Raw genomic sequence first — 20,054 nt, forward strand, 5'->3', positions numbered from 1 at the left:
GCCCCCACCGCCGGCGCCCCGCTGGCAGACCCTAGGCCGCGCCAAGGCAAGCGTGACTTCCGCCGCGCCTTCCGGGCTAGCATCAAGCCCATGAAAATTGCCGCCTGCCAGATGGTCTCCGGCCCCGACCTGGCCGCCAACCTCGTCGCCGCCAGCCGGCTGCTCGAATCCGCCGCCGCCCAGGGCGCCCAGCTGGCCGCGCTGCCCGAGTATTTCTGCCTGATGGGCCACCAGGACAGCGACAAGCTGGCCTGTGCCGAGGAGCTGGGCCACGGCCCCATCCAGGCCATGCTGTCGCGTGCCGCGCGCGAGCTGCGGCTGTGGATCATCGGCGGCACGCTGCCCATCAAGGCCGAGCAGCCCGACCGCGTGCGCAACACGACGCTGGTGTTCTCGCCCACCGGCGACTGCGTCGCGCGCTACGACAAGATCCACCTGTTCGCCTACGACAACGGCCGCGAAAGCTACGACGAGGCGCGCGTGCTGGAGGCCGGCAGCCAGCCCACGGCGTTCGACGCCGGCGGCGTGCGCACCGGCCTGTCGGTCTGCTACGACCTGCGCTTCCCCGAGCTGTTCCGCAGCTACAACCCCTGCGACCTGCTGGCCGTGCCCGCCGCGTTCACGTACACAACCGGCGAGAAGCACTGGGAGCTGCTGCTGCGCGCCCGCGCGGTGGAGAACCAGTGCTACGTCATCGCGCCGGCCCAGGGCGGCAAGCACGAGAACGGCCGCCGCACCTGGGGCCACAGCATGATCGTGGACCCCTGGGGCGAGGTGCTGGCCGTGGTGCCCGAGGGCGAAGGCATCGCGCTGGCGGAGCTGGACGCCGCACGCCTGGCCCAGGTGCGCCAGCAGTTGCCGGCGCTGGGCCACCGGCGGCTCTGAGAAGGTATTGCGGGCCGAGCGCCGGGCCGACGCACAGGCGTTCAGCGCGGTGCGGCGGAACGGGGGGCGGCGTTCATGGCCGCAGCGTGACGAGGTCGCGCAGCAGCAGGTTGATGTTGGCGCGCACGGCGCGCTCGTTGGCGATGCGCACGCGGTCGGGCGGCGACACGAGGGCGTCGGTGAGGCCAGCCTCTTCCTGGTTGTAGATGCGACGCTGGTAGACGACGCGGCCGCTGGCCTTCTCGGTCAGCGTGTACTGCACGGCCACGCCCACGGTGGCGGCCAGCGGCGGCACGGTGGGCTGCTCCAGCAGCACCAGATGCGCCTGCAGCTCGAAGCGCGGCACAGGTTCGGGCATCAGCGCGCGCATGCCCACCGCATGCAGCGACTCCTCCAGCGCATGCTGCAGCACGCCGGCGCTGACTAGGGATCCCCACCAGCGCCCCGTCTCGCCGCCGCCCCGCACCGGCGCGACGGCGACCTGCGCCTTCAACGCATCGGGCACCCAACCGCGCAACTGCAGCGCATCCACCGGCGCGACCACCATGGGCAGCGGCTTGGCGGGCGTGCCGCAGCCGGCCAGGTTCAGCACCAGCAGCGCGAGGGGAACGAGGGCAAGACGGGACATGGGTGGTCCATGCTAGGCCAGGGCGGGCGTGTCGGTGGCCGCAAAAAGGCCCGCCGGCAGGGTCTATTTCAAGATGAGGGCAGCGGCACCGGCGCGCCCAGCGCGGAGATCGCCTCCAGCATGCCGCGCACCTTGAAGGGTTTCAGCAGCAGCCGGCGCACGTCCAGCTCCTTCAGCCGCAGGGCCAGCTCAACGTCGCAGCTGCCAGCGGTGGCGGCGACCAGCAGATCGGCCGGGTACGGCGACTCGCCCGCGCGAATGCGGCCCACCAGCTTCAGCGCCTCGCCGTCGTCGTCCAGCGCGATCAGCAGCGCGTCAAAGCGGCGCTCGTGCAGCAGCCGCTCGGCCAGCGCCGGGCTGGTCGCCTCCTGCACGTCGGCCAGGCCCATCTCGCGTGCCATCGTGGCGACCGTGCGGCGCAGCACGAATTGCGGTTCGACCAGCAGCAGCCGGCCCGAAGGAGTGACGGCGGGTCTCACAACTCACCGCCCTGCCCCAGCAGTTCGGCGACAGCCAGGTCGCGCACGGTGCCGAGGATGGCGCGGTCCATGTCGTCGAACTCGCGCGGCCGCACGTCGATGAGGCACAGCGTGCCGACGCGGGCGCCGCCCGGCACCACCAGCGGAGCGCCCACATAGAAGCGGATATGCGGCGCACCGACCACCATCGGGTTGTCGGCAAAGCGCGGGTCATTCAGCGCGTCCTGCACTTCAAACAGCTGGTCCTGCGTGATCGCATGGCCGCAGAAGGAGACCTCGCGCGAGGTCTCGCAGACCTCCATCCCCACACGGGCCTTGAACCACTGGCGGTCGCGGTCCACCAGGCTGATCAACGCCATGGGCACGTCGAACTCGCTGGCCGCGAACTCGACGAGGCGGTCGAAGCGCTCCTCGGGCGGGGTGTCCAGGATCAGCAGTTCGCGCAGCGCCTGCAGCCTGGCTTCGTCGTCGGCGGGGATGGGGGCGGGCAGCATGTCTCTCCCTCGGTCGTCCGTTCGATGGGGAGTCTAGGGCCTGGAGTCCGGCAATGGGGGCAAGCTCAAGCGCACCCGCAGGCCCGGCGGCGTATGGGCGTCCAGCAGTTGCAGGATGCCGCCATGTCGGGCCGCGATGTCGGCCGCGATGGCCAGCCCAAGACCGCTGCCGGTGCCGCTGGCCTTGCCGCCGCGCCGGAAGCGCTGCAGCGCCGCCGGTCGCTCCGCCAGCGGGATGCCGGGGCCGTTGTCCTCCACCTCCAGCCAGGCGCCCGTGCTGCCGCTGCCGCAGCGCACGGTGATGCGGGCTCCGTTGCCCGCATAGCTGACGGCGTTGTGGATCAGGTTCTCCAGCGCCTCACGCAGCAGGAAGGAGTGGCCCAGCGCGGGCGCCTCGGCCAGCTCGAAGCCAAGGTCCATGCCGCTGGGCAGACTGCGGTGGGCCCAGTCCTGGCCGCTCTCGGTGGCGACGTCGCGCAGATCCAGCGGCTGGCCCACATCCACGCTGCGGTCCTCGGCGCGCGCCAGCGACAGCAGCTGCTGTGCCAGCCGCGCGCTGCGCACGACGCGCTGGCGCAGCCGCTGCAGCATCGGGTCCACGCGCGCATCGTGCGGTTCCAGCAGCGCCAGCTCGATCTCGGTCTGCAGCGAGGTCAGCGGCGTCCGCAGCTGGTGGGCGGCGTCGGCCAGAAACTCGCGCTGCGCCTCCGCGGCACGGCCCAGCCGCTCGAACAGGCGGTTGAACGCGGCCTGCAGCGGCACCAGTTCGCGCGGCAGCGAGGCCGCCAGCGGCGTCAGGCGGTGCAGGTCGCGGCGCTCCAGTTCGCTGCTGAGGCCGGTGAGCGGTGCCAGGCCCTGGCGTATGGCCCACCAGCCGGCCAGCGCCAGCAGCACGACCAGCGTGACGCCGTTCAACACGACATAGGTGGCGATCTCGCGCTGCAGCGCGTCGCGCTTGTTCAGCGTCTCGGCCACCAGCACCTGGCAGGCGCCCTTGCCGCATTCGCGCCCCAGCTGCACCAGCCGCAGCTCGCGGTCGCGCAACCGCACGTCGCCGTAGTAGACGCTGCCGGCCGGCTGCAGCCGAGGCCGCGGCTGCAGCTCGGCCAGCCCGGCGTCGCCCTGCAACACATCACCGCGCGGGCCCTGAACGAGGTAGAAGACATCGTCCTGGCGATCGAAGCGCAGCGCGCGGTCCATCGTGGCACTGATGTCCACCCGGGGCTCGCCGCCGCGCAGGTCGATCTGGCCGGCCAGCGTCAGCGCGGTGTCCTCCAGGCCTTCGTCCAGCCAGTTCTGCGCACTGCGCTGCACCTGGCCGTACAAGGCCACGCCCAGCAGCGGCAACACGAGAATCAGCGGCAGCAGCAGCCAACCGAACAGCCGGCGGTGCAGACTGGCGCGGCGGCCTTCAGCCATTCAAAGACCCTGGGGCATTTCCTCGAGCAAATAGCCCAGGCCGCGCACGGTGCGCAGCTGCACGCCGCCGGGTTCGATCTTGGCGCGCAGGCGCGACAGGCAGACCTCGATGGCGTTGTCGCTGACGCCCTGGTCCCAGGCATTGCTGGCCATCGCGATGTGCTCCTTGGACACGACCTTGCCGGCGCGCGCCATCAGGTAGCCCAGCACGTCCCATTCGCGGGCCGACAGCGCCAGCGGCTCCTCGTCGATGAAGGCGCGGCGCGCCTCCTGGTCGATGCGCACGCGGGCCAGCTGGATCTGGTTGCTGGTGCGTGCCTGGCTGCGCCGCACCAGCGCACGGGCACGGGCCACCAGCTCGGTCAGCGCGAAGGGCTTGACGAGGTAGTCGTCGGCGCCGCCCTCCAGGCCGCGCACGCGGTCCTCGACGGCGTCCCGCGCCGTCAGCAGCAGAACCGGCACGCCCAGGCCCTCGGCGCGCACGCGGCGCAGCGTCTCGAAGCCGTCGATGCCGGCCAGGCCGATGTCGAGGATGAGCAGGTCGTAAGCGTCTTCGCGCAGCGAGCGCGGCACGGGCTCGCCGCGGGACGAGCAGTCCACGACCCAGCCCTGGGAGCGCAAGGCGCGGGCGGTGGTTTCGACGAGTTGTTCGTCGTCTTCGACGAGCAGGATGCGCATGGGTCGGCAGTATGGCCCGAGAAGCCCCCAACTGCTGACGCCGGGCTGTCACGTCCTCATGGTCTGTACGTCAGCCCCAGGAGGCTGGACACTGCGCGCTGTCCCGTGGTTCTCGCTGCTCCATGAACCTGAGCTTTTCGCGCCTGAAGTTTGGCGGCATCGCCGTCGCGGTCATCATGCTGCTCACGGCCGCCGTGCCGCCGCTGAGCCTGGTGTGGGTCACCGAGGTGCGCGACGCCAGCCTGCGCGTGGAGGACCGGCTGCAGGCCTTGCGCCAGGTGCAGGAGCTGCTGATCGACGCCGAGACCGGCCAGCGCGGCTATGTCATCACCGGCATCGAGGAATTCCTGCAGCCTTACCACGCGGCCATCGCGACGCTGCCCAGCGCGCTGGACCAGCTGCCGGCACGCTTCACCGACCCGTCGGCGCGCGAGCAGGAGCTGCTGCGCTCGCTGCTGAGCAACGCCCGCGAACGCCTGGCGGGCCTGACGCAGAACGTGCAGCTGCGCCGCACGTCCGGCTTCGCGGCGGTGCAGACCATCATCAGCACCGCCGAGGGCAAGCACCACAGCGACGCCGTGCGCGTCGCCGTTGCCGAACTGAGCGGGCTGCAGGAGGCCCTGCGCGCGACGCTGGCCGAGGACCTGCAGAGCAAGATACGCAGCGCCATCCTGTTCTCGCTGGTCAGCACGCTGATCAGCGCCGCGCTGCTGCTTTACCTCGCGCGGCTGATGGCCCGCGCCGTGGGCCGCGAAGAGAGATTGGCCGCGCAGGCACTGGGCACCAGCGAGGCGCTGGAGCACGGCATGCAGGCACTGCGCCGCCGCAATGACGAGATCTCGGACCTGGGCGAGATGTCGCGCGTGCTACAGACCGAGATGCCCATGGCCGAGGCACTGGACATCTGCCGGGTGTTCTGCGAGCGCCTGCTGCCCACCGCATCGGGGGCGCTCTATCTCGGCGATGGCGGCGACGGCCCCCTGGAGCGGCGCGCCAGCTGGGGCGAGGACGCGCCCGCCACCGCCAGCTTCGAGCCCGGAGACTGCTGGGGCCTGCGGCGCCGCCAGACGCATCAGCAGTCCGCCGACAGCGCGCTGCGCTGCGCGCATTGCGGCACGGCGCACAGCGGCTGGCTGGACGTGTGCCTGCCGCTGATCGCCCATGGCGGCGAGCTGGGCCTGATGCACCTGCGCCTGGACGAACAGGCCGCAGACCGCGAGGCGCTGCTGTCGCTGGCGCAGACCATCTGCGAGCAGGTGGCGCTGTCGCTGTCCAACGCCAAGCTGCGCCATGAACTGCGCGAGCAGTCGCTGCGCGACCCGTTGACCGGCCTGCACAACCGCCGCTTCATGGAGGAGATGCTGCGCAAGGAGCTGCAGCGCGCGGCACGCAACCAGACAACCGTCAGCCTGGTCATGGTGGACCTGGACAATTTCAAGCAGATCAACGACCGCCACGGCCACGCCGCGGGCGACGCCGTGCTGCGCGCAGCCGGCAAGCTGCTGGCCCGCAGCCTGCGCAGCAGCGACGCCGCCTGCCGCTTCGGCGGTGAGGAATTCGTGCTGATCCTGCCCAATTGCGCCAAGGCGCAGGCCGCGCAGAAGGCTGACCAGATCCGCGAAGCCTTGCTGGCGCTGGTGATCACGGACTCCGGCAAGCCGCTGCAGGTCACCGCGTCGTTCGGTATCGCCTGCTCGGACGAGGTCAACGACGACCCGCAGCTGCTGCACGAGGCGGCCGACGGCGCTGTCTACGAAGCAAAGCGGCGCGGGCGCAACTGCGTCGTCATCTCCGAGATGCGCTCGCGACAGCAGCAGCCTTCGGAAACCGCCTGACGGGCGCTCAGCCGCCGAACTCCTTCAGCCACTGTCTGAGCTTCTTGCGTCCATCGCTGTTGGTGCCGCGATAGGTCTTCAGCGCCAGCGCCAGGAACTGCTGCTCAGCAGGGGTGAGCCCGGTAGGCTCGCGCTCCTCGTCAATCCAGCCAGCCGGCTTGTCGCAGTGGTGCTCGATCTGGCGCGCCAGCTTGTCGCCGATGGGCCGCGCACCGCTCTTGGCCATGGACCAGGTCGCGCCGCTGACGCCGATGCGCGCCGCCCAGGCAGCCTCCAGCCCCTTGGGCGGATCGCCCGCGGTGATGCGCTCTTCGGCGAAGGTCTGGAACAGCGCCAGCGCGTTGAGCCGGCGAATGGTGGCGAGGCTGGACATGGATGGGCTGGCGAAGCGAGTGTTGTTAAAACACTTCACACTCATTCTAGGTGGTCGCCGACGCTTGACCAGTACGTGAACATTCTTAACAATGCGCGGATTCGCTCAACGCACCGAGCTTTCACCGATCAACCCCACCGACGACCGAACCTCTTCGAGCCCTGCCATGAACCGCCATCTCGCCACCGTCATCGACTTCACCAGCGCCCAGCGCTGGTGCGATGCCGCGCAGTTGGTGCAGAGACTGAAGCCGGCGGGCTTGCCCGCCTCGGTCGCCGCCTATGCACACGACCTGGGTCGTGAGCGCCATGACACCAACCTATCGGGTGAAGGACCCGGCTAGACGCCGACCTTCCATGCTCATTCGAGGCCCGGTCTCCGCAAGGAACCGGGCCTTTTGCTTTGTCTTCGCCGCCGGGGCTGCCTCGGCGCCGCTGCGTGTTGCGCGCAGCGCCCGTTCTTTCACAACTTGCATCGAGTGCGTGCCGGCCCATCGGCACGACTCAACACTGGCAGGCGCCGAGCTCAAGCTCGGCCACCCTGCCCCATCTCGGGTGTGCCCACGCACAAGCACCGGCCGGCCCGGTGTGCATGTGCGCTCGGGCGGCCGCCTGTCGCGTGCAGCGATGCAACCCTGGTTTGCGCAAACCAGCCGCGTCGCGTGTGGACACAGCCGAGATGGCATCTCTTTCATGTCTCGTTAGCTCAATGGAATAGAGCACTGGTCTACGAAGCCAGGGGTTGGAGGTTCGAGTCCTTCACGAGGCACCAACACAACGCCCCGTTGGACTTCCGGTGAGGTCCTCGGCCCTTCAAGCCGAAGAGGCGGGTTCAACTCCCGCACGGGGCACCAGCTCCCTTGGTCATTGGCGCAATTGGCAGCGCAACGGCCTCCAAAGCCGAAGGTTGCAGGTTCAAGTCCTGCATGACCAGCCACTCAACGAAGCCCCTTGGCGAACTCACGCTTCGAGGGGCGCAAACCGGCCGCAACGATTGGGCGGCGTCGGAACCCGTCACCGACAACCTTTTTAGTCATCCGGGTGTAGCTCAACCAGGTAGAGCACCTGCTTTGGGAGCAGGTGGCTGCACGTTCAACTCGTGCCACCCGGACCAACTTTCTCCATGTCGCCATAGCTCAGCTGGAAGAGCGCTGGTCTGTCGAACCGGAGGTCGCGGGGTCGGGACCCGCTGGCGGCGCCATCACTTTCACGCATCGTCCCCTCGTGGCGGAAATGGCAGACGCACCGGTCTCAGAAGCCGGGGCCGCGAGGCGTGTCCGTTCGACTCGGACCGAGGGGACCACTCATTCAACACCCGTGCCCAGCCCAGGAAAGGAGGTCAGCATGCACGACGTTTTGCAGTTGGACATCACCGGCCTGCCCCAGGCCTGGATTTCGGTAGAGGACGCCGCCACGCTGGTCGCCACCGGTGCCGTCGTCTGGTCCGCCGGGACCGAGCCGCTGGCCGTGTTGCGCGGCGGCTTCAACAGCGCCACGGGCCGCCAGTCGCGGCTGGAAGTGCCGGCCATCGTGGCCTTGCGCGGCGCGTCAAGGATCAACCTCTTCGAGCTGACGCCGGTCTACGGCAAGGGCAAGGTCATCAAGCGCGACCGTTGCACCTGCGCGTACTGCGGCGAACAGTTCGACTCGCGTGTGCTGACGGTGGACCACATCGTGCCCGCCAGCCGCGGCGGCCGCCTGAGTTGGATGAACACGGTCGCGGCCTGCCGCGCCTGCAACTCCCGCAAGGCCGACCGCACGCCGGACGAGGCCCGCATGCCGCTGCTGTTTGCGCCGTTCGTGCCCAGCCGCTTCGAGGACTTCATCTTGAAGGGCCGGCACATCCGCGCCGATGTGCACGACTGGCTGGCCGCGCGCCTGCCCAAAGGATCTCGCCTCAGCTGAGGCGGCAACCCATCTGCCGAGGAAGGCAAAGGCTCACAGGCAAGGGTTCCCACGCCCCGCCGGTGCGCCGTGACCAGGCTTCATCACCTGTCGCCACGGCGTATGCCGCCCTGCCGGAATCGGTCGATCTAGGAAAGACATGGTGTCCCGCAAGGGTTGGGTTCGAGTCCCTTCTTTTCCACCATTTGGATAGCTCAAACGGTTAGAGCACAACGTCAACAACGTTGCGGTCGCGGGTTCGACTCCCGCTCCAAACCACCATCGGTCGCAAGACCACCCCGCCGAACGTGCGCCCCGGCTCAGGCCGGACCCGCGCATCAGCGGCCCGCGCTTGTGCGCCGGGCACGCGGGGCCCTGCCACCACGGCCAGCCGCGGACGCCTTCAGGGAGGGGGTGTTCAACGCGCACCGTGGCGCCAGGCCCTGGCATCCGGCGTCCGCACGGGTCCCTGTAACGGCACCCTTTTCAAACACGCGTCACCACAAGGAGAACACCATGACGATCAAGCGTGTGACTGTGAACAAGAACGAGCGCGGCCTCCTGCTGCGCAATGGCGACTTCGAGCGCATGCTGCAACCGGGCACGCACTGGCTGTTCGCCGGGCTGGATACGTTGAAGGCCGAGATCTTCAACATCAGCGCGCCGGCGTTCGTGCACCCGCTGACCGACTACCTGATGGCCAAAGAGCCGGCGGTGGTCGAAGCCGAGTTCGTGCGAGTCGAGCTGAACGAGCACGAGGCCGGTCTGCGTTCCGAGAACGGCGTGCTCGTCGAGGTGCTGCCGCCCGCCACGCGGCGCCTGTACTGGCGCGGCCTGGTGGACGTGCAGCTCGACGTGATCGACCTGCGCGCATCCGTCGAGCTGCCCGCGGCGATAGCCGCGCGACTCGCGCAGCCGCAACTGCGCCCGCGCGCGATGACGGGCCTGGGCGGCGTGCTGCAGGTCGAGGTGCCGGCAACCGGCGCCGGTCTGCTGCGCGTCGACGGCAAGGTCGAGCGCCTGCTGACCGCGGGCACCTACGCCTTCTGGAAGTTCGGCCGCAACGTGGCCGCGGAGCTGGTGGACCTGCGGCTGCAGACGCTGGATGTGACGGGCCAGGAGATCCTGACCCGCGACAAGGTCGCGCTGCGGCTGAATCTCTCGGCGACCTGGCGCTACACCGACGTGCTGCGCGCGTTCGAGCAACTCGCCAAGCCGGCCGACCACCTCTACCGCGAGCTGCAGTTCGGCCTGCGTGCGGCGGTGGGCACCCGCACGCTGGACGAGCTGCTGGAGAACAAGTCGGTCATCGACGAGGTCGTAACCGCCCAGGTCACCGCGAAGCTGGCCGGCCACGGCCTGCAGCTCGACGGCGTGGGCGTGAAGGACATCGTGCTGCCGGGCGAGATGAAGACCATCCTGGCCCAGGTGGTGGAAGCCGGCAAGGCGGCCGAAGCCAACGTGATCCGCCGCCGCGAGGAAACCGCGGCGACGCGTGCCCTGCTCAACACGGCCAAGGTGATGGAGGACAACCCCGTCGCGCTGCGTCTGAAGGAGCTGGAGACGCTGGAACGCGTGGCCGAGCGCATCGACAAGATCTCCGTGTTCGGAGGTCTGGACCAGGTGCTCAACGGGCTCGTCAAGCTGCGCTGACCCTCAGGCCCCGTGGACCGGCCATGCCGCGTCCACGCGGGCTCCCCTCAGAATTCTGGAGAACAACCATGGAACCCCAACACATCCACGAAGACGTTCCCGGCGGCGTGCCGCTGAAGCTGTGGACGCAGGGCGTGCCCGTCGAGCCGCAGGCCAAGCGCCAGCTGCAGAACGCGGCCCGCCTGCCCATCGTCTTCAAGCACATCGCCGCGATGCCGGACGTGCACTTCGGCATCGGCGCCACCGTCGGCTCGGTCATCCCCACCGTCAAGGCCATCATCCCGGCCGCCGTCGGTGTGGACATCGGCTGCGGCATGATGGCCTGCAAGACCACGCTGAAGGCCGAGGACCTGCCCGACAACCTCGGCCCGCTGCGCGCGGCCATCGAGCGCGCCGTGCCGCACGGCCGCCAGCCCGGCAACCGCGACCCCGGCGCCTGGCAGAAGCCGCCCGGCTCGGTCAACACCGCCTGGGCGCAACTGGAGCCCGAGTTCACCGAGCTGTGCCGCGACTATCCCAAGCTGGCCAAGACCAACCATATCCAGCATCTGGGCACGCTGGGCAGCGGCAACCACTTCATCGAGGTCTGCCTCGACGAAGCGGGCGCCGTGTGGTTCATGCTGCACTCGGGCTCGCGCGGCGTGGGCAACTTCATCGGCACGATGTTCATCGAGCTGGCCAAGCAGGACGCGCTGCGGCACCAGGCCAACCTGCCGGACCGCGACCTGGCCTACTTCGAGGAAGGCAGCCGCTACTTCGGCGACTACGTGCGCAGCGTCAGCTGGGCGCAGAAGTTCGCCGCGCTGAACCGCGAGGTGATGATGAAGCGCGTCATCGAGGCGGCCAAGACCGTCATTCACAAGAACTTCCAGGCCCACGTCGAGGCGGTGAACTGCCACCACAACTATGTGCAGAAGGAAACGCACTTCGGCCAGGAGGTCTACCTGACCCGCAAGGGCGCGGTGAGCGCCAAGAAGGGCCAGCTGGGCATCATCCCGGGCAGCATGGGCGCGCGCAGCTACATCGTGCGCGGCAAGGGCAACGCGAACAGCTTCGAGAGCTGCTCCCACGGTGCCGGCCGCGTGATGAGCCGCGGCGATGCCAAGCGCCACTTCACGCTGGCCGACCACCGCGCCGCCACCGAGGGCGTCGAATGCCGCAAGGACCGCGACGTGCTCGACGAGACGCCCGCGGCCTACAAGGACATCGACGCCGTCATGGCCGCCCAGCGCGAGCTGGTGGAGGTGGTTCACACCCTCAAGCAAGTGGTCTGCGTGAAAGGCTGAAGCCTCGTTCACTCCCCCTCAGGGCGCCCGACTCCGGTCGGGCGCCCTTCTTTTTTGTGCATTCCGCCAGGGAACTGGGAACCGGCATGAGGTCACTCAGCCATGTTGGCGCACTACCATTGCCGCCCGAACCGAGATCGCCATGAAACTGCTCGTCAAATTCAACCTGGTCTACCTGCTGGTCATGAGCCTGGGCATCGCGCTCAGCGGCTACATCGCCCGCCAGTTGCTGCAGGACAACGCGAAGCAAGAAGTTGTCAACAGCGCGCAGATGCTGATGGAGAAGGCGCTGGCCGTGCGCAACTACACCAACACGCAGGTGCGCCCGCTGCTCGCGTCGCAAATGACGCACGAGTTCCTGCCGCAGACGGTGCCCAGCTTCGCCGCGACCGAGGTGTTGAACACCTTGCTGGCCAAGCACCCCGAGTTCGCCTACAAGGAAGCGACGCTGAACCCCACCAACCCGCGCGACCGCGCGACGAGCTGGGAAGTGGACGTCGTGGGTCAATTCAGGAGCGCCACTGACCTGAAGGAAACGGTGGGTGAGCGCGACACGCCGGCCGGCAAGTCGCTGTACATCGCCCGCCCGCTGCGCATCACCGACCCTGCCTGCCTGGCTTGTCACAGCAGCGTGGACGCCGCGCCCGCCACCATGGTGGCCAAGTACGGCCCGGCCAACGGTTTTGGCTGGAACCTGAACGAAGTCATCGGCGCACAGATCGTGTCCGTGCCGCTGGGCGTGCCGATGCAGCGGGCCGACAACGTGTTCAAGGTCTTCATCACATCGCTGGTGGGCGTGTTCGTCGTCGTGGGCATCGTGCTGAACCTGATGGTCTGGATGCTGGTCGTGCGCCCGGTCACGCAGCTGTCCGCGCTGGCCGACCGCGTCAGCCAGGGCGACCTGGAAGCCCCCGAGTTCAAGACGTCCAGCAAGGACGAGATCGCCACGCTGTCCGACTCGTTCTCCCGCATGCGCGCCAGCGTCGTGCAAGCGATGAAGCTCCTCGATTCCTGAGTCATTCCACCCGATGAGCGACACGCGCCATCCGCAACAACTGGGCAAGTACCGCATCACCGAGGTTCTCGGTGAGGGCGCGATGGGCGTCGTCTACAAGGGCTTCGATCCGGACATCCAGCGCACCGTCGCGCTGAAGACCATACGCACCCAGCTCGACACCGAGGACGACAGCCCCGGCGCCGCCGCCTCGCGCTTCCGCAACGAGGCCCAGGCCGCGGGCCGCCTGGCCCACCCGGGCATCGTGGGCGTCTACGACTTCGGCCGCGACCAGCATGTCGCCTACATCGCGATGGAATTCGTCGAGGGCCGTTCGCTGGCCAGCTACCTGACGGCCAAGGTGCGCTTCACCGACACCGACATCGTGGGCATCATGAGCCAGCTGCTGGACGCGCTGGGCCACGCGCACGACAAGGGCGTCTGGCACCGCGACATCAAGCCGGCCAACATCATCATGACGACCGGCGGCCGGCTGAAGGTGGCCGACTTCGGCATCGCCCGCATCGAGACCCAGCACCTGACGCAGACCCACTACATGGTGGGCACGCCCAGCCACATGGCGCCCGAGCAGTTCCTCGGCAAACCCATGGACCGGCGCGTGGACATCTACGGCGCCGGCGTCGTGCTGTACCAGCTGCTGACCGGCCGCGCGCCCTTCGTCGGCACGACCGAAGCGCTGATGTACAAGGTCGTCAACGACATGCCCGAGCCGCCGTCGGTCGTCGAGGGCGTTGCACGGCCCGGCTGGTTCGACGGCATCATCGCCCGCGCGCTGGCCAAGCGGCCGGCCGACCGCTACGCCACCACCTTCGAGTTCAAGCAGGCGCTGGTCGATGCCATCGGCCGCAACGTCGACGACTCCGCCTGGGAGCAGACGGTGCTGATGGCGCCGCCGCGCCCGGCCCGCTCGCCTCTGACGCCCACGCTGGCGCCGCCGTCCGTGTCCAGCGCGTCCAGCGGCAGTGGTGCGCCGCCACCGTCTCACTGGGACAAGGCCCAGCTCAACCAGGTAGAGATGACGCTGGCCCGGCACGTGGGCCCGCTGGCCAGCGTGCTGGTGCGCCGCGCGGCACGTGAATGCCATGACCTCAATGAGCTGTACAGCAAGCTGGCCGACCAGGTGCCCGATGCACGTGCCCGCGACGCCTTCCTGGGCCAGGCCAGCCTGGTGACCGGCGGTAGCAGCCCGCGCACCGCCGGCGGCACGGCTGGCACGCCGTCCAGCGGTGGCTCCAAGGGCTCCACCGGAGCATCCGGCGGCACGATGCTGGGCGGGCCGCTGAACGATGCGGTCATCGACAAGGCGCAGGCCCTGCTCGCCCAGCACGTGGGCCCCATTGCCAAGGTGCTGGCCAAGCGCGCCGCCGCCGGCACGGACAGCCGCGCCGTGTTCTTCAACCGGCTGGCCGAAGCGGTGAACGACGCCAAAGCCCGCGACAAGCTGCTGGCGGACCTGGGCAAGCTGAATTGACCCCTCGCCCAGTTGCACCCTGCTGAACGCGGGTACGCCTGATCGGTCCGCCGAGGGGACGGCGATGCACGCGGCTTCGAGCCGCGCGCACATCGCCCGGCGGGCCGGCTTGGGGCGGCCCGGCGCTCGGCCCGGGAGGCCTGGCGGCTGCAATGCAGATGCGAATTATTCGCAAATAAGCGTACACTTTCGCGCTCACTCCGTCCCTCGGCACGGCCGCCGAGTTCGCCCATGAGCGCCACCACCTCGAACCCCGTTCAGCGCGCCCTGCCGCTGCTGTCCCGTATCGCCGCCGCCGTGCTGGGCGGCTACGCCTTTTGCTGGGGCGTCGTCGCGCTGGGCCTGAGCGGTTTCTACGCGGCCGGCATGGCCTTCCATGACGCCGAGCATCTCAGCAGCATCCTGGGCCTGCTGATCTACCTCGTCGTGTTCTGCTGGACCTTTGCAGCACAGCGCATGGGCCGCGTCTGGCTGGTGTTGCTGGGTGGCGGCGCCTTGATGGCTGGCGCCGGGCAATTGCTGCAGCGCAGTCTGCTGGGCTGAGACGGGAGACCTCCGATGTTCCAGAACTTCCGCCTCTCCATGGCATGGCTGCACACCTGGTTCGGCCTGGTGCTGGGCTTCGTGCTGATGGTGTGCTTCTTCTTCGGCTCGCTGTCGGTGTTCGACCGCGAGATCGACCGCTGGGCCCAGCCGCAGACGCGCTTCGAGCCCCAGCCCCTGCCGTCCTATGACCGGCTGCTGGCGCCCGTGTTCGCGCGGCTGCAGCCCAACGCGCAGGAAGCCGCCACGCTGGAAGGCAAGGTCAACGGCCCCGTGCCCGAACGCTTCGACACGGTGCGCATGCTGGGCGCCTACACCACGCACCGCGACCCCACGCTGCTGGTCTACGGGGGCTTCGCCGTGCCCCAGGCCAAAGACCCGGAAGAGACGCTGTGGGCCATCCGGCACATCGATCCGCGCAGCGGCGAGGTCATGCCCGAGGGTGCGCTCAACATCGGCAGCGGCTTTTTCTACCCGCTGCACTACAGCCTGAACCTGAAGTGGAAGGATCTCGGCACCTGGATCGTCGGCTTCGCCACGCTGGTGATGCTGGCCGCGCTGGTCAGCGGCGTGGTGATGCACCGCAAGATCTTCCGCGAGTTCTTCACCTTCCGCCGCGACAAGAGCACGCAGCGCAGCGCGCTGGACCTGCACAACCTGACCGGCGTCGTCGCGCTGCCCTTCCATTTCTTTTTTGCATTCACGGGCCTGGTGATCTTCGCGGGCATCTACTTCCCCGTCGCGCACACGCAGATGCATGACCTGCATGAGCTGCACGAGAAGATCGAGGCGCGCGAGACCGGCATGGCCGCCAAGCCGGCCGGCGTGGCCGCACCCATCGCGTCGGTGGATGCGATGGTGGCCGAGGCGCAGCGCCGCTGGGCCTTGCGCGGCATGGCCGGCGAGGTGGGCGCGCTGATCGTGCAACACCCGGGCGATGCCGACAGCTACGTCAGCATCTACCGCGCCGGCACCGACCGCGTCGCGCTGACGGGCCAAGGCATTCATTTCAAGGCCACCACCGGCGCGGTGCTGCGCGAGGAACCGCCCAGCACCGCCGTCGCCAGCATCAACGAGTTCCTGACCGGCCTGCACCTGCAGCACTTCCGCCACTGGATGCTGCGCTGGCTCTACGTGCTGGGCGGCCTGCTGGGCTGCGTCTGCATCGCCACCGGCTTCATCTTCTTCGTCGAGAAGCGCAAGAAGCAGCATGCCAAGGGCGGCTCGCAGGGCAGCCGCGTCGTGGACGCGCTGGCCGTGACGACGGTGACCGGCATGGTGTTCGCCGCCGCGGCGATGCTGCTGGCCAACCGCCTGCTGCCGGTCACGCTGGCCGACAAGGGCGGCTGGGAGCAGACCGTGTTCTGGAGCGCCTGGGCGCTGGCGCTGGTGCATGCCTTCGTGCGCAACGGCGCCGTCGCGCAGGGCGGGTTCAGCCCCGCCTGGCGCGAGCAATGCGTGGCGGTGGCGGCCACCGCCGTGGCGGCCGTCGTCGCCAACGCGGTGACCACCGGCGACCACCTGGGCCGCACGCTGTCGGCCGGCTACTGGCCCGTGGCCGGTGTGGACCTGAGCCTGCTGGCCGCCGCGGCCATCGCGCTGCTGGCTGCACGCCGGCTGGGGCAGCGCGCGCCGGCAACTGCGGCCTCGGCCCGCCCCACTGTGGTCGAGGTGTCGCATGGCTGAGTCGTCGCTGCTGCTGATCGCCGCCGCCGCGGCCACGCTGGTGGGCCTGGCCTGGCTGGCGCTGGGCATGGATGTGCACTGGGCGCAGGTGCACGGCGATGCGGCCACGCCGCCGTCGGCGCGGCTGCGCTGGGGCGGTGGCGCCGCGTTGGCGCTGTCGTTCGCGCTGTGCCTGGCCGTGGATCACGCGACGATGGCCGTGCTGGTGTGGTTCATGCTGCTGGCCGGCTCGGCGGTGGGCGTCGCGATGACGCTGTCGACCCGCCCGCACTGGCTGCGCGCGGTCTGGCCGGCACCGGCCCGCTGAGGCTCAGCTCGCGGCGGCGAAATGCCGCCGGTAGTCGGCCGGCGTCATGCCGCTGCGGCGGCGGAACTCGCGCGTGAAGTGCGACTGGTCTGCATGGCCGCACAGGAAGCCGATCTCGGCCAGCGCCGCATCGGTCTGCAACAGCCACCAAGCTGCCGTGCGGTAGCGCGCCTCGGCCAGCAGTGGACGGTAGCCCGTGCCTTGCAGCTGCAGCTCGCGCTGCAGGCTGCGGCGGGCGCGGCCCAGTTCACGGGCCAGCGCGTCCATGGCGGGTGCGGCCGGCAGCCGGGCCACCAAGCCGTTGAACAAGGCCTTCACATCGCCCGACCAGACCTCGTCCGGCGCCAGGTCGCCCGGGTCCGCCCCCGCCGGCCGTGACGGCATGGCGTGAGCAGCCCACGTGATGCGCCATTCGCTGCTGTCAGCGCCAGGAGCCTCATCACCGCAGGCCGGATAGACGCGCACGGCACCGGCCCAGGCCTGCAGGCCCGTGTGGCCGCAGGCTTCCAGAAACGCCACCAGCACGCCCAGCACCACCAGGTCCTCGGCGGCATGCGGTGGCGCCTGCGCGCGCAGCGACACATGGCGCAGGCGCGCCTCGCCGACACCCACTGCGACGATCTGTACGCGGTGGCGCGAGTGGATGTAGCGCTCCAGCCGCGCCCAGCGCTCGAACAGGTCGCGCGCATCGCGGGCCGTGGCCAGCGCGCGGTGCGTGGGGTCGTGCGTGAAGCGATGCAGGCCGCGGCCCAGCAGCGCCAGGCAGCGCATGCCGCCTTGCTGGATGGCGTGATGCAGCAACGCGCGCTTGGCGTCCAGGCCCACGGTGGCGCCGTCGGGCGTGGCGGGCGCCTCCAGGCCCAGTTCGCGCAGGCCTTGGGCGAGCACACGCAGCATCGCGGCGCTGGCGAAGTCGGGCGGGGCGATGGGCATGCTCACTGGGCCGGCATTGTGGGTCGCCAAGGCAGCGACGTCAGCCGCACGCCGGTCGCCGCACGCAGCGCATTCGCAATCGCCGCGCCGCCGGCCACCATGGCCGTCTCGCCGGCACCGGTGGGCGCGTCGCCTTCGTCCACCAGTTCGATGTGCATCTGCGGAATGTCGCCCCAGCGCGGGATGGGCGAGTCGGCAAAGCTGGCCGCCTTGACCTCGCCCGCTTCGAACGGCAACTGCTCCACCAGCACCATGCCCACGCACCACACCAGATTGCCTTCGCATTGCGCGCGCACCTGGCTGGCGTTGACGACGCGGCCGCAGTCATGCGCGCACCACAGCCGCAGCACGCGCGCGGCGCCGTCGGGCGCCACGGCCACGTCGGCGACGACCGCCGCGTAGCTCATGTCCTTGTAGATGCCGCAGGCCAGACCGCGACCCACGCGCTCGCCGGCAAGTGGCTGGCCCCAGTTCGCCGCCTGCGCCACGCGCTGCAGCACGCGCGCCAGCCGCGCGTCCTCCACATGCGCCAGCCGAAATGCCAGCGGATCCTGACCCACCAATCGCGCGCATTCGTCGATGGTCGACTCCACCGCGAAATGATTGGGACCCGCACCCAGGCCGCGCCACGGGCCCGTCAGCACCGGCAGCCGCTGCAGAGCAAAGCGCGTTTCGCGCAAGGCCGCCCGGTACGGCAGCTTGGCGCCGCGCGCGACGCCGGCGTCGCCGATGAAGCGGCTCACGCTCTGCATCCACGGAGGCATGGCCGCGTTGGTGAACAGGACGTGTGCGCTGGCGAAGGCATGCCACCAGTGCTGCAACCGGCCGTCCTTGAGCCGCACGCGTAGGCGGTGGCGGGACGGCGCGCGGTGAAAGCCCTGGGCGAACTCCTGCGCGCGCGTCCACTGCACCTTGACCGGCTTGCCCACGGCGCGGGCCAGCACCGCCGCCTCCAGCTCCACGGTGCAGATGGTGCGCGCGCCGAATGCGCCGCCCAGGCGGTGGCTGTGCACGGTGATCTCGTCGTCATCCAGGCCCAGGCGCTTGGCGACGACGTCGCGTTGGTAGAACACATCCTGGCTGCCCACCCACAGCTGCAGCCGGCCTTGCGCGTCGAACTCGGCCACGGCCGCGCGCGGCTCGATGGACGCGTGCGTGGCGGGCGGGATGTCGAAACGCAGGTCCACGTCCCAGGCGCCCTCGCGCGGCACGCTGTCGTCATGCACGGCGTGCGGCAGACGGGCGTCGACGTCCAGCAGCTCGCGCCCACCGACGGATGGCGTCTGCATCTGCCACTGCACGGCCAGCGCGCGGGTGATGCGGTCCAGCGCCCCCGGCGTGGCCGCAACGATGGCGATGCCCCGCGCCTGGCCCTGCTCGAACAGCGGGCTGCGCACCAGCGCCACAAAGCCCGGCAGCGCCCGTGCGGCAGCTTCGTCGAAGGCGCGCGGCGACGACGCGAACTCTGGCGACAGCGGCGCATACAGCACGCGCCCGAACACCATGCCGGGCCGGCGCACGTCGGCCACGTAGAGCGGGCGGCCGGTGACGATGGCCTCGCCTTGCGCCAGCGGCGGGCGGCGCAGGTCGGGCCGATCAGCAGTCGGCCAGCGCGGCGTGGGCGGCTTGTCGCCCGCCGCAGCAAAGCCGCCGCGCGCGACTGCGTCACGCAACAGCGCACAGCCCTGCGCCAGCGGCAGCGCGTAGTCCTTGATGGAGTCGCTGCCCACCGTCGCCTTCACGCGGGGAATGTCTTGCGTGCTGGGCAGTTTCACCGTCACCGCATCCCAGGCGACACCCAGCTCGGCGCAGGCGATCTGCTTCAGTCCGGTCAGGATGCCCTGCCCCATCTCCACACGCGGCAGCCACAACGTGTAGAGGCCGGCGCCGTCATGGCGTATCCAGCCCAGCGCATCCTCCAGCTTGGGGGCGGGGCGCTTGGGGATGACCGGCAGCGCGCAGCCGCTGAACAGCACGACCGTAAGCCCGGCCAGCACGCCACGGCGGGACAGCACGGCGCTCATCGCACCACCTTGATGAGCACGTTGCGAATGCGCTGCTGCGTGCCGCAGCGGCACAGGTTGCCAGCCATCGCCGTCTCGCAGGCGGCGGCGTCGGGCTTGGGGTTGCCGCGCTGCAGCGCTGCCGCGCTCATCAGCTGGCCGGCCTGGCAATAGCCGCATTGCGGCACCTGCTCCTCGAGCCAGGCCTGTTGCAGCGGATGCAGTTGCCCGTCGTCGCGGGCCAGCCCTTCGATGGTCGTCAGTTCATGCCCAACCGCCGCACCCAGCGGCAGCACGCAACTGCGCGTGGCCGTGCCGTCCAGCAGCACGGTGCAGGCGCCGCACAGGCCCACGCCGCAGCCGAACTTGCTGCCGACGAGACCCAGGTGTTCGCGCAGCACGTGCAGCAGCATCTCGTCGCGCCACTCTGGCGCCACGGCGTACGGCTGGCCGTTGATCTGAAGTTCCATCGCCACTCCTTGA

General features: G+C 69.7%; 20 protein-coding genes and 6 tRNA genes. 17 read left to right on the forward strand and 9 right to left on the reverse strand.

Features of this window, described 5'->3' with window-relative positions; translation table 11 throughout:
• The first annotated feature begins 90 nt into the window (after nt 1-90).
• Nucleotides 91-885, forward strand: coding sequence for a carbon-nitrogen hydrolase family protein (locus J2X21_RS11235; RefSeq protein WP_310328545.1), 795 nt, complete (start codon nt 91-93; stop codon nt 883-885).
• 73 nt (nt 886-958) lie between these two features.
• Here the strand turns inward: J2X21_RS11235 and J2X21_RS11240 are convergent, their stop codons facing one another.
• The 5 genes from J2X21_RS11240 to J2X21_RS11260 all read right to left on the reverse strand — a co-directional run bounded on the left by J2X21_RS11240 (nt 959) and on the right by J2X21_RS11260 (nt 4,583).
• Complete coding sequence (locus J2X21_RS11240; RefSeq protein WP_310328547.1) at nt 959-1,513, reverse strand: hypothetical protein; 555 nt, start codon at nt 1,511-1,513, stop codon at nt 959-961.
• Nucleotides 1,514-1,581: 68 nt separating this feature from the next.
• Nucleotides 1,582-1,992, reverse strand: a complete 411-nt coding sequence (locus J2X21_RS11245; protein WP_310328548.1) for a DNA-binding transcriptional response regulator — start codon at nt 1,990-1,992, stop codon at nt 1,582-1,584.
• The gene (locus J2X21_RS11250) at nt 1,989-2,486 is read right to left on the reverse strand and encodes a GAF domain-containing protein (RefSeq protein WP_310328549.1); all 498 of its coding nucleotides are present in this window, start codon (nt 2,484-2,486) and stop codon (nt 1,989-1,991) included. The genes J2X21_RS11245 and J2X21_RS11250 overlap by 4 nt, the downstream gene beginning before the upstream one ends.
• 33 nt (nt 2,487-2,519) lie before the next feature.
• Nucleotides 2,520-3,905 carry a sensor histidine kinase gene (locus tag J2X21_RS11255; protein ID WP_310328551.1) on the reverse strand — a complete coding sequence of 462 codons (1,386 nt, stop codon included), beginning with the start codon at nt 3,903-3,905 and terminating at the stop codon, nt 2,520-2,522.
• Nucleotides 3,906-4,583 (reverse strand): response regulator, encoded by a 678-nt coding sequence (locus J2X21_RS11260; RefSeq protein WP_310328553.1) that lies wholly within the window; start codon nt 4,581-4,583, stop codon nt 3,906-3,908. It abuts the gene before it with no gap.
• 122 nt (nt 4,584-4,705) lie between these two features.
• Here J2X21_RS11260 and J2X21_RS11265 point away from each other — a divergent pair, with 122 nt between their 5' ends.
• On the forward strand, nt 4,706-6,418 hold the full coding sequence (locus J2X21_RS11265) for a sensor domain-containing diguanylate cyclase (RefSeq protein WP_310328554.1): 1,713 nt from the start codon (nt 4,706-4,708) through the stop codon (nt 6,416-6,418).
• Between the two features lie 7 nt (nt 6,419-6,425).
• Here J2X21_RS11265 and J2X21_RS11270 read toward each other — a convergent pair whose 3' ends face one another.
• Entirely contained in the window at nt 6,426-6,791 is a 366-nt protein-coding gene (locus J2X21_RS11270; protein WP_310328555.1) for a hypothetical protein, read from the reverse strand.
• Between the two features lie 166 nt (nt 6,792-6,957).
• On the opposite strand from J2X21_RS11270, the gene J2X21_RS11275 reads away from it, so the two are divergent.
• The 15 genes from J2X21_RS11275 (at nt 6,958) to J2X21_RS11345 (ending at nt 16,635) form a co-directional block, all read left to right on the forward strand.
• The gene (locus tag J2X21_RS11275) at nt 6,958-7,134 is read left to right on the forward strand and encodes a hypothetical protein (protein WP_310328556.1); all 177 of its coding nucleotides are present in this window, start codon (nt 6,958-6,960) and stop codon (nt 7,132-7,134) included.
• 351 nt (nt 7,135-7,485) lie between these two features.
• Nucleotides 7,486-7,562 (forward strand) — tRNA-Arg (locus J2X21_RS11280).
• Between the two features lie 7 nt (nt 7,563-7,569).
• A tRNA-Glu gene (locus J2X21_RS11285) sits at nt 7,570-7,644 on the forward strand.
• Between the two features lie 7 nt (nt 7,645-7,651).
• Nucleotides 7,652-7,727: transfer RNA gene (locus tag J2X21_RS11290), tRNA-Trp, on the forward strand.
• Nucleotides 7,728-7,827: 100 nt separating this feature from the next.
• Nucleotides 7,828-7,904 (forward strand) — tRNA-Pro (locus J2X21_RS11295).
• Between the two features lie 11 nt (nt 7,905-7,915).
• A tRNA-Asp gene (locus tag J2X21_RS11300) sits at nt 7,916-7,991 on the forward strand.
• Between the two features lie 17 nt (nt 7,992-8,008).
• A tRNA-Leu gene (locus tag J2X21_RS11305) sits at nt 8,009-8,093 on the forward strand.
• Nucleotides 8,094-8,134: 41 nt separating this feature from the next.
• Complete coding sequence (locus J2X21_RS11310) at nt 8,135-8,695, forward strand: HNH endonuclease (RefSeq protein ID WP_310328557.1); 561 nt, start codon at nt 8,135-8,137, stop codon at nt 8,693-8,695.
• A 495-nt stretch (nt 8,696-9,190) separates the two neighbouring features.
• A complete protein-coding gene (locus tag J2X21_RS11315; protein ID WP_310328559.1) occupies nt 9,191-10,327 on the forward strand; it encodes a slipin family protein in 1,137 nt (378 codons plus the stop codon).
• Between the two features lie 68 nt (nt 10,328-10,395).
• Entirely contained in the window at nt 10,396-11,613 is a 1,218-nt protein-coding gene (locus tag J2X21_RS11320; protein ID WP_310328560.1) for an RtcB family protein, read from the forward strand.
• Nucleotides 11,614-11,755: 142 nt separating this feature from the next.
• Nucleotides 11,756-12,628: a c-type heme family protein gene (locus J2X21_RS11325; RefSeq protein ID WP_310328561.1), complete on the forward strand. Its 873-nt coding sequence runs from the start codon at nt 11,756-11,758 to the stop codon at nt 12,626-12,628.
• Between the two features lie 13 nt (nt 12,629-12,641).
• Nucleotides 12,642-14,099: a serine/threonine-protein kinase gene (locus J2X21_RS11330; protein ID WP_310328562.1), complete on the forward strand. Its 1,458-nt coding sequence runs from the start codon at nt 12,642-12,644 to the stop codon at nt 14,097-14,099.
• A 231-nt stretch (nt 14,100-14,330) separates the two neighbouring features.
• Complete coding sequence (locus J2X21_RS11335) at nt 14,331-14,642, forward strand: iron uptake protein (RefSeq protein WP_310328563.1); 312 nt, start codon at nt 14,331-14,333, stop codon at nt 14,640-14,642.
• Nucleotides 14,643-14,657: 15 nt separating this feature from the next.
• The gene (locus J2X21_RS11340) at nt 14,658-16,328 is read left to right on the forward strand and encodes a PepSY-associated TM helix domain-containing protein (protein WP_310328564.1); all 1,671 of its coding nucleotides are present in this window, start codon (nt 14,658-14,660) and stop codon (nt 16,326-16,328) included.
• Entirely contained in the window at nt 16,321-16,635 is a 315-nt protein-coding gene (locus J2X21_RS11345; protein ID WP_310328566.1) for a DUF3325 domain-containing protein, read from the forward strand. The genes J2X21_RS11340 and J2X21_RS11345 overlap by 8 nt, the downstream gene beginning before the upstream one ends.
• Before the next feature lie 3 nt (nt 16,636-16,638).
• On the opposite strand, the gene J2X21_RS11350 is transcribed toward J2X21_RS11345, so the two are convergent.
• Genes J2X21_RS11350 through J2X21_RS11360 form a run of 3 tightly spaced genes read right to left on the reverse strand, consistent with a single transcriptional unit; the run spans nt 16,639 to nt 20,041 of the window.
• Entirely contained in the window at nt 16,639-17,568 is a 930-nt protein-coding gene (locus J2X21_RS11350) for a helix-turn-helix transcriptional regulator (RefSeq protein WP_310328567.1), read from the reverse strand.
• A gap of 2 nt (nt 17,569-17,570) precedes the next feature.
• Complete coding sequence (locus tag J2X21_RS11355; RefSeq protein WP_310328570.1) at nt 17,571-19,592, reverse strand: xanthine dehydrogenase family protein molybdopterin-binding subunit; 2,022 nt, start codon at nt 19,590-19,592, stop codon at nt 17,571-17,573.
• Complete coding sequence (locus J2X21_RS11360) at nt 19,589-20,041, reverse strand: (2Fe-2S)-binding protein (protein WP_310328571.1); 453 nt, start codon at nt 20,039-20,041, stop codon at nt 19,589-19,591. The genes J2X21_RS11355 and J2X21_RS11360 overlap by 4 nt, the downstream gene beginning before the upstream one ends.
• Nucleotides 20,042-20,054: the final 13 nt, after the last annotated feature.

Source organism: Roseateles asaccharophilus, from assembly GCF_031458115.1.
GTDB lineage: Bacteria > Pseudomonadota > Gammaproteobacteria > Burkholderiales > Burkholderiaceae_C > Pelomonas > Pelomonas asaccharophilus_A.